The 10,083-nt window shown below is 51.7% G+C and carries 15 protein-coding genes; 8 read left to right on the top strand and 7 right to left on the bottom strand.

From position 1 onward, the window contains the following. On the top strand, positions 1-2,163 hold a 2,163-nt coding region (locus ACXJJW_RS09540), incomplete at its 5' end, for a B12-binding domain-containing radical SAM protein (RefSeq protein WP_456475515.1). On the opposite strand, the gene ACXJJW_RS09545 is transcribed toward ACXJJW_RS09540, so the two are convergent. Continuing rightward, on the bottom strand, positions 2,138-2,707 hold the full coding sequence (locus ACXJJW_RS09545; RefSeq protein WP_456475516.1) for a hypothetical protein: 570 nt from the start codon (positions 2,705-2,707) through the stop codon (positions 2,138-2,140). The two genes, ACXJJW_RS09540 and ACXJJW_RS09545, sit on opposite strands and share 26 nt — an antisense overlap. A gap of 177 nt (positions 2,708-2,884) precedes the next feature. Here ACXJJW_RS09545 and ACXJJW_RS09550 point away from each other — a divergent pair, with 177 nt between their 5' ends. From ACXJJW_RS09550 to ACXJJW_RS09575, 6 genes are all read left to right on the top strand, one after another. Beyond that, positions 2,885-3,301: a universal stress protein gene (locus ACXJJW_RS09550; RefSeq protein ID WP_456475517.1), complete on the top strand. Its 417-nt coding sequence runs from the start codon at positions 2,885-2,887 to the stop codon at positions 3,299-3,301. A 2-nt stretch (positions 3,302-3,303) separates the two neighbouring features. Further along, positions 3,304-3,492, top strand: coding sequence for a hypothetical protein (locus ACXJJW_RS09555; protein ID WP_456475518.1), 189 nt, complete (start codon positions 3,304-3,306; stop codon positions 3,490-3,492). A 3-nt stretch (positions 3,493-3,495) separates the two neighbouring features. Continuing rightward, positions 3,496-4,530, top strand: a complete 1,035-nt coding sequence (locus ACXJJW_RS09560) for an inorganic phosphate transporter (RefSeq protein WP_456475519.1) — start codon at positions 3,496-3,498, stop codon at positions 4,528-4,530. A gap of 5 nt (positions 4,531-4,535) precedes the next feature. After that, positions 4,536-5,207 (top strand): TIGR00153 family protein, encoded by a 672-nt coding sequence (locus ACXJJW_RS09565; RefSeq protein WP_456475520.1) that lies wholly within the window; start codon positions 4,536-4,538, stop codon positions 5,205-5,207. A gap of 9 nt (positions 5,208-5,216) precedes the next feature. Beyond that, complete coding sequence (locus ACXJJW_RS09570; protein WP_456475521.1) at positions 5,217-5,510, top strand: hypothetical protein; 294 nt, start codon at positions 5,217-5,219, stop codon at positions 5,508-5,510. A gap of 167 nt (positions 5,511-5,677) precedes the next feature. Beyond that, a complete protein-coding gene (locus ACXJJW_RS09575; RefSeq protein ID WP_456475522.1) occupies positions 5,678-6,325 on the top strand; it encodes an acylphosphatase in 648 nt (215 codons plus the stop codon). 34 nt (positions 6,326-6,359) lie between these two features. On the opposite strand, the gene ACXJJW_RS09580 is transcribed toward ACXJJW_RS09575, so the two are convergent. Together ACXJJW_RS09580 and rimI are read right to left on the bottom strand one after the other, a co-directional pair. Continuing rightward, positions 6,360-6,971: a TIGR00296 family protein gene (locus tag ACXJJW_RS09580; protein WP_456475523.1), complete on the bottom strand. Its 612-nt coding sequence runs from the start codon at positions 6,969-6,971 to the stop codon at positions 6,360-6,362. Between the two features lie 57 nt (positions 6,972-7,028). Then, the gene (gene rimI / locus ACXJJW_RS09585) at positions 7,029-7,469 is read right to left on the bottom strand and encodes a ribosomal protein S18-alanine N-acetyltransferase (RefSeq protein ID WP_456475524.1); all 441 of its coding nucleotides are present in this window, start codon (positions 7,467-7,469) and stop codon (positions 7,029-7,031) included. Positions 7,470-7,631: 162 nt separating this feature from the next. On the opposite strand from rimI, the gene ACXJJW_RS09590 reads away from it, so the two are divergent. After that, complete coding sequence (locus ACXJJW_RS09590; RefSeq protein ID WP_456475525.1) at positions 7,632-8,024, top strand: UPF0146 family protein; 393 nt, start codon at positions 7,632-7,634, stop codon at positions 8,022-8,024. A gap of 2 nt (positions 8,025-8,026) precedes the next feature. Here the strand turns inward: ACXJJW_RS09590 and ACXJJW_RS09595 are convergent, their stop codons facing one another. From ACXJJW_RS09595 to ACXJJW_RS09610, 4 genes are all read right to left on the bottom strand, one after another. After that, positions 8,027-8,266: a DUF7577 domain-containing protein gene (locus ACXJJW_RS09595; protein ID WP_456475526.1), complete on the bottom strand. Its 240-nt coding sequence runs from the start codon at positions 8,264-8,266 to the stop codon at positions 8,027-8,029. A 59-nt stretch (positions 8,267-8,325) separates the two neighbouring features. After that, a complete protein-coding gene (locus ACXJJW_RS09600; RefSeq protein WP_456475527.1) occupies positions 8,326-8,688 on the bottom strand; it encodes a DUF5615 family PIN-like protein in 363 nt (120 codons plus the stop codon). Then, positions 8,685-8,906: a DUF433 domain-containing protein gene (locus tag ACXJJW_RS09605; protein WP_456475528.1), complete on the bottom strand. Its 222-nt coding sequence runs from the start codon at positions 8,904-8,906 to the stop codon at positions 8,685-8,687. The genes ACXJJW_RS09600 and ACXJJW_RS09605 overlap by 4 nt, the downstream gene beginning before the upstream one ends. Before the next feature lie 112 nt (positions 8,907-9,018). Further along, the coding region (locus tag ACXJJW_RS09610; protein WP_456475529.1) for a radical SAM protein at positions 9,019-10,083 on the bottom strand (1,065 nt) is incomplete at its 5' end.

Genomic DNA, 10,083 nt, shown 5'->3' on the forward strand with positions numbered 1-10,083 from the left:
AAGAGGATTGCCTTCTTCATGGACTACGACCGCTATGGCAGAGAAGAGGCGCCGGCGATACTCCAGTTTATTCAGACGCTGCGCAACCATGGGCACAGCGTGGACTTCATGACCTCCGAAGGGGAGCTTCTGGAGAGGCTTCCTCATGGCTACGATGTGGTGGCACTCTCTGTATTCAGCAGCCTTGAGCTTAGAGATGTACTCAAGACGGCGATAAGGGTGAAGCAGGCAGATTCTCGTGTGGTCAGCGTACTCGGCGGTCATGGCGTCGCCGAGAACGCCTCAAAGCTTATTCTCGCCACGGGCATAGATGCGGTTGTTGAAGGCGAGGCTGAGAACACCTTTCCCCTGATGCTCAGGCACCTGGAGAGGGCCAAAGAAGCGATGAGGCTTACCTCGCCCCATGTCGCCTATTCTCCCGAAGCCTCTCAGGCTGCATATCTGGACGCTGAGGCGATTGAGCTTCTGAGGCAAAATGAATTCAGGAGTCCCATTACAGAGGAGATGGCGCAGGATATTCTTAGTGAGCATTTTACCAGGAGGATAAAATACCGTGGAAAGGAGCTTGAGATAGAGGTTCCAATTACAGGCGTTTACATAAAAACCCGCGATGGCGAGGTGCTCTACTCGGGCTCTGCCACCGATGAAGAGGTAATAGACAGGGCGTACAGAAGGAATAAGAAGCAACTGGGCGCCGCGATGTCCAAACCAGAGCTTTCCCGCTTCATCCAGGCCTACCCCACAAGGCAGGAGCTTGAGGAGAACTTCACAGGTTACCCCTGGGATATTGTCGAGGCAAAGGGGTGGCATGCTTTAAGTCTGTATGTGCAGCGGGGATGCAACTGGGGCAGGTGTGAGTACTGCAGCATAACCACGCCGGCAGGGAGAAGTATAAGTGTTGAGAAGGTGATGGCGCTTCTCAGAGAGGCCCCTGGACACGGCGTACGTGATATTACCTTTGATGATGACCAGTTTGTGCAGAGCCAGCGCTGGGTGGCTGAGCTCTGCAGAGGGATACTGAGGGAAAAGCTCAACCGCAGGCTCAGGTTTGGTGCAATGCTTCGCGTGGACGCAATCAGAGACTTCTCACTTCTCAGATTGATGAAGGAGGCGGGCTTTTCAAAGGTTCAGCTTGGTGTTGAGAGCCTTGTGCCAGAGAAGATAGCCTACTTCAGAAAAACCCTGCCCGGTAGGGAGGAGGAGTACATACAGAAGGCCTCAGCCCTGATTGACGCGTGCATGGCCTCTGGCCTGGACGTCGGAATATTTGTGATAACCACGAGACCCAAGAAGAGTGAAGCTCTGGAGGAGGTGGCCCGCGAAATTGAGGCACTGCTCCAGCTTCTGCTCTCGCTCTACCGCAGGCACCGGAGGCTGCCCACCATCAGCTTCAACGACATGCTCATGGCCTATCCGGGGGCGCCGCTGCTGAAGAAGGAGAAGTACAAGCGTATGCTTATCCCTGTGGCGATCGCCGACAGGGGCGGAGGAGAGGAGCTTGTGGTAGTCGAGGTGCCCTACATCTTTGAGCTCAAGAGCATTCAGCTGGCCAACTACCTGGCAATTGTGGGAGAGATGGCAAAGCGCAGGGGCATGCCTGCTGAGCAGTTAAACGAGACCCTGGAGCATTTTGAGGACCTGATCAATGCCATTAAAGTTGCGGCGCAGCATCTCTCCAGCGAGATGTCAGCCTGCCTTGAGTACCTCTCAGCCCTGGACGATGAGGAGAGGAGGGAGCTTGCAGGGCTTCTAAACCTGGCAACATCCAACCTTGAAAAAGCCCTGCTCAGCGGGGCTGTGTCTATAGCCGAGCTCAAGCGCGCCGTTGAGCGCACCGGCGAGGAAAACCTCCGGGAGCTGGGCGAGCTTCTGCCGGCGAGGCTTGGTGAGGCGGGCAGAAACCTTGAAAGGCGCTGCAAGGAGATGGAGCGCATCCTCTATGCGGTTGAGGGTGATGTTTACATGAGGGTGAAGACCCACCTGAGCCAGGCCAGAGCTGAGCTGCGCGGCGGGGAGGGGCATAGTAGTGTGCGCAGAATCAGAAAAGAGTCAAGGGAGCTTCTGGATAGATACTACCCCTACTACCTGGCAAGGTCTTCGCTTCAGAACCTGCTTACCTGGCTGGAGGAGTATGAGGCTACTCTTCCCTCTCGCCACGCTTGAGCTCGTGAATCCCCATCTTCTCCAGTTCACGCTTTATCAGCTCCACCGGAATGCTGCCCACGAAGCGCAGCCGGCGGTTTATTGTCACCATTGTTGTGGGGCCGCTCTTCTCGAGCTGCTCTTTCACCTCGGGGTACTTCTCCACATCATCGCTCATTATGTCAATCCAGGTGACCTTTATCCTGCCCTTGCCGTACTTCTTGTCCATGAAGTTCTGAAGAACCTCGGCATCGAGGTCTATGCTCTCCGGCAGGTCGCACACCCCGTCCTCCTCGCAGTTGTAAGGTATGAGGTTGCCGAAGATGGTTATCTCAGCCTGCGTCGCCTCCTCCGCATCGTCCAGCTCCCCGGCGAAGGCCTTGCGGTAGTCAATCTTCCACACGCTCTGCTCCCGCGCCTCGAAGTTAGGACAGCTCTTCTCCTTCCACTTTTCTACAACCCACTTCTGATTAAACTCGTCAAACTCAGCACCGAAGCAGGGTCTCCCGGTGTGAATGCAGAGCTCCTCCTGCTCAGGGTTGTGGTACCTGCACTCTCCAAGCATAGCAATCTCCTCGCCTCTGCTGGCAGGTTAACGATTTTATCCAAATTGGTAGTGCTGATGTGCGCATGGGCGCGGCGGCGTTTTTGCACAGTATTATATACCTTATATATTTTATTTAGAAAAAGCATAAATATCCTTCCCACTAGTAATTAGTAACCTACAGAGGCGAGGCAGCACATGCGTATTCTCGTTTGTATAGACGGTTCCGAAGGTTCACTAAAGGCGCTTCGTTTTGCTATGAGGCTGGCGAAGGATAGCGGCTATTCTATATCCCTGCTCCACGTGGTGCCAAAGCTTCCAACCACAAAGGAGGAGGTTATACGCCTGATAAAGGAGGAACTTGGCTCTCCCGAGGAAGCGGGAAGGCGTTACCTTGAGAAAGCCAGGCAGATTGCAGAAGAGGAAGGCGTACCTGTGCAGGAGGTTATTCTGAAAGAGGGCAACCCTGTTGAGGAGATTCTGAAAGCTGAGGAGGACTATGATTTGGTGCTGGTGGGCTCCCGGGGGATGGGCAGGGTGAACAGGCTACTCCTTGGCAGTGTTTCCTCCAAGCTTGTGGCTGCTTCCTCAAAGCCGGTGCTGGTGGTGAGGTAGATATGGGTGTAACCGCCAACCCTGTGACGATAACCTGGGTTGTTGGCATTGGCTTAGGTGCGCTAATTGCGAGTGCCCTGCTGCTCAATAAGCGCACCCGCAGGTGGAGCGACAATAAGATATTCTTCACCTCCATTACCACGAGTTTCTCTGTTGTGCTCATTTTGCTAAAGCTTACAGGGAGGATTTAGAGCTTGGACATAGGAGTAACACCCTTCTTCATAGCAGCCCTGCTTGCCGGGCTCTACATGGCCTGGAACATCGGCGCCAACGACGTTGCCAACGCCATGGGTACGAGCGTTGGCTCCCGCGCAATAACCTACAGGCAGGCTATACTCATCGCCGCAATCTTTGAGTTTGGCGGAGCGGTTATATTCGGGAAGCAGGTCACAGAGACGATACGCAAGGGTATAGTCGACCCCAGCAGCTTCACCTCACCCGATGTGCTTGCCCTCGGCGCCTTTGCAGCTCTTTTGGCAGCTGGCATATGGCTTACCGTCGCAACATGGGCGAAGCTTCCGGTTTCGACAACGCACAGCATTGTCGGTGCCATGACGGGCTTTGGCATCGCCGCTCAGGGTTTGGGTGTTGTCAACTGGGCTAAAATGACGAAGATCGTTGCCAGCTGGATTGTCTCGCCTATAGCAGGTGCCATTGCAGCTTTTCTGCTATTCACAGGAATGCGTTACTTCCTTCTTAAAAAAATGGACGATAGGCAGCGCGTGGAGAGAATATTCGGGAAGTTCCAGATAATGACTGCCTGCTTCATAGCCTTCTCCCACGGCAGCAACGACGTTGCCAACGCCATAGGTCCCCTTGCGGCAGCGCTGACCTTCTCCCAAGCTTCTACAGTGGAGGTGGCTGCACAACTGCCTGTGCCCAAGTGGCTTCTCGCCTTTGGCGGCCTCGGTATAGTGCTGGGTCTCGCAACCTGGGGCTACCGTGTAATGGGCACCATAGGCGAGCGGGTTACGCAGATAACCCCCACCAGAGGCTTTACCGCCGAATTCAGCGCCGCCACCGTAGTGCTTGCGAATTCGCAGATAGGTATGCCCATTTCAACGACACATACGCTTGTGGGCAGCGTTATAGGTGTTGGCCTCGCCCGTGGGATAAAGGCATTAAATTTAAAAATAATCAGGGATATAGTTTTATCCTGGTTGGCAACAGTGCCTTTCGCGGCAATTGTTGCGGCAATAACCTTTAAGGTGTTGATGTACCTGAGGTGACCCAGTTGAGGAGTGTTCTTGGAATGTTTGCACCGTCGCCCTTTGAACCGCTGGAAGAGCATGTAAAGATAGTCAGGCAGTGCTCCGACCTGTATCGCGAGATGGTGGTTGCCTACCTCGATAAGGATTTTGAGCGCTCGGATAAGATAGCACTTCGCATCTCAGAGCTGGAGCATGAGGCAGACAAGATAAAGAACAGCATTCGCGAGCGCCTCCCGAGGAGCATATTCATGCCGGTCGATAGAGGGGACTTTCTGAACTACCTGCGGGAGCAGGACCAGGTTGCTGACCGCCTGGAGGAGGTGGCGCTTACCATGAGCCTTCGCAGGACAGAGGTTCCTGAAGAGCTCCGTGCCGATTTTCTTGACATGGCAAAGAAGGTGTGCGACGTCGTGGACCTCGTACCCCTGGCGGTGGGGAGTATGATTGAGCTTCTTGAGTCTACATTCAAGAAGAAGGACAGCAAGGTAAACCTGTACATAAACCTGCTCAACGAGAAGGAACAGCTCACTGACGACCTGGATTTGAAGATAAGGAAGCGGATCTTCGATATCGAGGACAAGCTAACCCATGGCGAGCTTTTTCACCTGATGCGCGTGGTCAAGCTTTTAGCCCGTGTCGCCGACCATGCAGAGAACTGTGGCGACCGCATGCGTGTGATGGTGGCCAGACTGTAGGTGATAGAAATGATGGAGCCAAAAACTGAGATAATAATGGTTGGACACATTCTGGAGAAGAATATAGTCTTCGAGGTTTACGAGAGGATAAAGGATTTTGGTGTGGATGTGAAGCACTGCGAAATCTCCTTTACCACTCTGAAGGAGGGCATAGAGCAGCGCAAACCCTCGACGATGCGCTGCTACCTGGTTGGTCCAAAGGAAGAGCGCGAGAAGGCGATAAATGAGATTAAGAAGATAGCTGAGAAGTACGACTGCGGCATAGAGACGATAGACTATGAGGAAATGTGGAGGAGGCGATAGTCCCATAAATTGAGTATATACCCTAAATTAAGGGTATTTTTAAATTTTAAAAGGTGGCGGATGTAAAAGCGACCATGGATGGTTAAGGTAGATTAGAATTTCAGTCAGGATTGCCTGACTTATCCCCACGAGAGAAAGCTTAAATATATTAAAGTTTAATTATCTGCATGGAGGCACAGATAAAGCGTTACAATGTTGTCATCCATGGGAGGGTTCAGGATATAGGCTTTAGAAACATGGTTGTCCAGATGGCCAATTTTTTGAGGCTTAAAGGTTATGTTTTCAATGATGTGGATGGCAGTGTGAAGGTTATAGTGGAGGGGCTAAAAGATACTCTGGATGCCTTTTTGGAGGACATCGTAATAAAAACAGGCAACATCGGGGCAGAAATTACAAGTTTGGATAAAAAGGAGGTATCCTTTGATTTCGACCTTCCTCCAAAGTTTGTAAAAATTCCAACCACTGAACTTGAGGAGATCGGCAGGAAGCTTGATGTTGGTATTGATAAACTTAGGTCAATAGATGGGAAGCTTGACAAGCTGGACAAACTTGAAACTCTTGATACTTTAGCTGAGGGGCAGGATACTCTAGTCGATGGACAGAATACTTTAGTTGAGGGGCAGAATACTCTAGTCGATGGACAGAATACTTTAGTTGAGGGGCAGAATACTCTAGTCGATGGACAGAATACTTTAGTTGAGGGGCAGAATACTTTGGTGAAGAGGCTGGACACTCTAGTTGAGGGGCAAGAGGGGATGAGAAGTACCCAGGAAAAAATGCTTAAGGTCCTTGAAAAGATAGAAGGCAAGCTCTGAAATTCTAAATCTCATTGCCGCGAATGCGATAGCGCTAGCACCGCTTTAGGGAGCGCTCTACCACCTCACCCTTTGGCGAGACCTCTGCGAAGACTATGCCCTCAAAGCGATATATTTTTGTTTCTTCATCTAGCCAGCAGTCCGGCATAAGCCCCGCTTTGACACAGGTGTGGCTGAGGAACTCTTCAGTGCTCCATCTCTCGTCCACAGGTACCTGAGGGAGGAGCAGCCCACGGGCAAAGCCGCGCTCTACAATTAATCCGTGCTTCCCTACCTCAATCTTCTCGGGGTATTCTCTGGGTGAACGGACCTCCATCAGCTCCGGCTTGGTGAGTATACTCACCTCCACTGTGCAGTGTTCCAGCTCCCTGAGGCTGAGCGGATAGAACCTCGGGTCCTGTGTCGCTGCTGCGATTGCTGCCTTTATTGTTGCCTCCACGAGAGGATAAACAGGCTCCGGGTAGCCTATGCATCCCCGGAGCTCATGCGCAGGATAGCTCTCTAGGGTGACGAAGACACCCGCCTTCTCCATGAGTTTTTCAGGAGCATCTTCCGGCGGCGAAAGCTTTCGTCCCTCGCGCAGATAAACCTCAATTGCACGTCTTGCCAGACCTATGAGATACTTCCCCTCTCCTAAGGAATACATGCTAATATATTTATTCCCGGGGTTTATCAATTTAGTGTTTGAGGGCAGGCTGGCACGCTACCGCAGCATGTACTTCTTGAGCAGCAGCGCATCCTCGCCGTCGGTGTAGTAGCGGCGTATAATCCCCTTCTCCACATAACCGAGTTTTTTATAGAATTTTATTGCGCGGGTGTTGGAGATCCTCACCTCCAGCCAGATTTCTACAACACCGTTCTTCTTCAGCTCCTCCTCCACAGCGAACATCAGCGCCCTGCCGATACCCCGGCAGCGGTGCTTCTCTTCAACGGCTATTGCTATTATGTGCCCCTTTGTGTTTACCTTCCTTGCTATCACGTAGCCCACTACAAGCCTGTTCTCCTCGGCCACGAGGAAGGTATCGCCATAGAGCTCATAAAGATTGAGCAGGAAGACGGGATGGTAGGGGTCTTTGAAGCTCTGAACTTCGATTTCGTAGACTCTTGCCAGGTCACTCTGTCGGAATTTTCTGATTAACAGCATTTCAATAGCTCCGTGCTTTATTGCGTAACAACCCCGTAAATATTTTCAGATAGCACATATTACATTTTTCCTCAGCAGTCAGCAGGGTGCAGCCAAAAACTCTATTAACCCCCTGCATTAAAAACAAAGCAGAGCGAGGTAAAGCCTACGGAAGGATTTTTCATGTCCCAGAGATTCAGATTTCTGGCAGAATTTTTGAAGAAGAACTACAGCGGTGCTGCCAAGGTGGTAGAGGTTGGCGTGGGCAGTGAGAGGGGGGTACTCAATGAGCTGAAGTCGAGCATAAAGGGCGAGGTGTTTGGTGTGGATGTCAAAGGCAAGGGGGTAATAAAAGACGACGTGTTCTCACCCAATCTGGAGGTATACCTTGGCGCAGAGCTCATCTACTCCCTTCGTCCGCCTCCAGAGCTCTATCCTGCGCTCCTCTCGCTTGCTGAGAAGGTCGGCGCCGACCTCATAATCCGCCCCATGAGCACAGACCCCCCGCCGCCGGGGATGAGGCTGGTGAACTACCGCGGGGAGTTCTTCTATATTAAGACTCGTAAGGCGAGGTGAAGTTACCTTAGCTTCGCTCCACACTCGCTGCAGAATTTGAAAAAGGGCTCATTGCTGGCGCCGCATTTCCTGCATGTAATCTGACGAACCAGCTCAAAGGCATTGCACTCTCGCAAACGCATGTCTCGCGAGAGGGCGCAGAACATGCTGAGCTCTGCTCCATTGAAGTCCCACTTTACGACTAAATTTGAGCAGAAGATGCATTTGCTTGTGACCTGGGCTATATCGCGGAGGTTTTCCATTTGAAAATATGTTGCCAGCGTAGCATAAGAATTTATTCATGGAAGAATCCTATCATATATTATAAAGGAAGCTCTCTTATGCGGACCCTTCTATCTTCTATCACAACAATTGCTCCTGTCTGCAGAGATTCAGCAACCTGGGGGATGGTGATGGAGAGCAGGGAATTTACGTGCTCGGGTGAAGGATCTTTCAGACGCAGTATAATCACAGATGGTTTTTTGGACTTTGTATAAGAAAGGATGTGACCAAAATCCAAATCCATTGATATAAGCACCATTTCATTTATCCGGGCATATTCGAATATCTCCCTATCCTTTGCTTTAGCCATCCCTATTTCATTTACTCGTATAGCTTCGTAACCTTGAGAACGAAGGAATTCGGCAGTTTTTGGGGATAATGCCATATCTATTAGAAACTTCATACAGTCACCGGCAGTGACTTCTCAGATGTTGCCCAGGCTGCAAATTCCAGTGCCTGTTTAATGTCTTCCTCTTCCAGCTCAGGGAAATCCTCGAGTATCTCTTTGACATCCTTTCCAGCAGCGATTAATTTTACTATAAGAGCTACTGGTATCCTTAAGCCTCTGATGCACGGCTGGCCTCCCATTACTTCAGGGTCGATTGTTATTCTGTCGAACATAGCCTTACCTCCTGACTTCTTTGAGAAAGTTAATTTCTAAAAACTTATCTCCATAAAAATCCGAGGTACTCACCTATTTTTAGTGGTAGCCTATCAGCTGGGGTTTATTTTGTCAAAGTACATTTTTAAGTACCTTTCCCACGTACTCAGCAACTGACTCTTCCATGCGGGGTCTAAAGTGCTCCAGTCTTTCCTCTGCCTCCTGCGATATCTCTGGAGGGCTGCGTTTAAGCACCCTCAGGGGATCACGCTCAGGCTCAAGTACCCTATCGCCCCTCAGCACCTCCACATCGCTGAAGGTGCCCAGAAGCCTGCGGAACGCATGCTTCACCTCTTCCTCCACCTTCTTTCCGTAGCGCGTACCGAACATGGAGAAGAGGGGGTATTTGGTTATCCCATTCGCACCCGCCAGGAGGGCGATGCCTATGTTTGGAAGCTGGTCCACCCATGTGCCGGAGATTATCCTCACCTCAGGAAAGCTGATGCGCGTCGCGGCGATTACGCCTGCCTGGTACAGTGAAGCTGGCGGCGGCGTGGCTTCATAGCGCGTGCCCCTGTGAGGGTTGAGAGAGTATAGGGTAATCCTGTCCAGCTTAAGCTCATCGATTAGCTCCAGCAGGGTGTGCACATCGGCTATACCTTCGCCAAGCCCGAGAATTATTGTAATCCCTGTGGCGTAGCCCATCTCCTTCGCCTCAGACAGCATGCGCTTTATCTCAGCGAGAGGCTTGCCGGGTACAACTGTGCTGCGCAGCCTCTCACTCACAGTCTCCACGCTGCCTGTAACGCCCTCTATTGGCCCTCCTAAATACTCAAGCTCCTCGGTGCTGAGCACCCCCACATTCAGCCACATCTTAGTCTGAGAAACTGCCGCCACCATCTCAGCGAGAAGGCGCATCTCTTCCAGGGTATAGGCACCGTAGCCGCCTGATAGAAACTCCACCTCCCAGCCGAGTCTGCGCAGAATCTCAGCTTCGGCGAGAATCCGCCAGGGAGCACGCTTTGCCCGGGAGGCGTCGGTAAGCTTTTTCCTCTGGGTGGACATGTAGCAAAAGGCGCAGCTCGCGAGGGAGCACCACCAGGACAGGAAAATCGCCCTTTCTAGAGTTACATAGCTCCCGTGGTGCTTTACAGTAAGCCTGGAGGCTTCCCCGAGCGCTTCGAGAAAGTACTCTGA

It is taken from the genome of Candidatus Pyrohabitans sp. (genome assembly GCF_054014795.1).

What these genes read in the sequence shown, in the direction of transcription:
- ACXJJW_RS09580 (WP_456475523.1), bottom strand. Translation starts at nt 6,971, where the DNA reads ATGTATTCCTTAGGAGAGGGGAAGTATCTCATAGGTCTGGCAAGACGT.
- ACXJJW_RS09550 (WP_456475517.1), top strand. Translation starts at nt 2,885, where the DNA reads ATGCGTATTCTCGTTTGTATAGACGGTTCCGAAGGTTCACTAAAGGCG.
- ACXJJW_RS09570 (WP_456475521.1), top strand. Translation starts at nt 5,217, where the DNA reads ATGATGGAGCCAAAAACTGAGATAATAATGGTTGGACACATTCTGGAG.
- ACXJJW_RS09575 (WP_456475522.1), top strand. Translation starts at nt 5,678, where the DNA reads ATGGAGGCACAGATAAAGCGTTACAATGTTGTCATCCATGGGAGGGTT.
- ACXJJW_RS09595 (WP_456475526.1), bottom strand. Translation starts at nt 8,266, where the DNA reads ATGGAAAACCTCCGCGATATAGCCCAGGTCACAAGCAAATGCATCTTC.
- ACXJJW_RS09555 (WP_456475518.1), top strand. Translation starts at nt 3,304, where the DNA reads ATGGGTGTAACCGCCAACCCTGTGACGATAACCTGGGTTGTTGGCATT.
- rimI (WP_456475524.1), bottom strand. Translation starts at nt 7,469, where the DNA reads ATGCTGTTAATCAGAAAATTCCGACAGAGTGACCTGGCAAGAGTCTAC.
- ACXJJW_RS09545 (WP_456475516.1), bottom strand. Translation starts at nt 2,707, where the DNA reads ATGCTTGGAGAGTGCAGGTACCACAACCCTGAGCAGGAGGAGCTCTGC.
- ACXJJW_RS09600 (WP_456475527.1), bottom strand. Translation starts at nt 8,688, where the DNA reads ATGAAGTTTCTAATAGATATGGCATTATCCCCAAAAACTGCCGAATTC.
- ACXJJW_RS09590 (WP_456475525.1), top strand. Translation starts at nt 7,632, where the DNA reads ATGTCCCAGAGATTCAGATTTCTGGCAGAATTTTTGAAGAAGAACTAC.
- ACXJJW_RS09605 (WP_456475528.1), bottom strand. Translation starts at nt 8,906, where the DNA reads ATGTTCGACAGAATAACAATCGACCCTGAAGTAATGGGAGGCCAGCCG.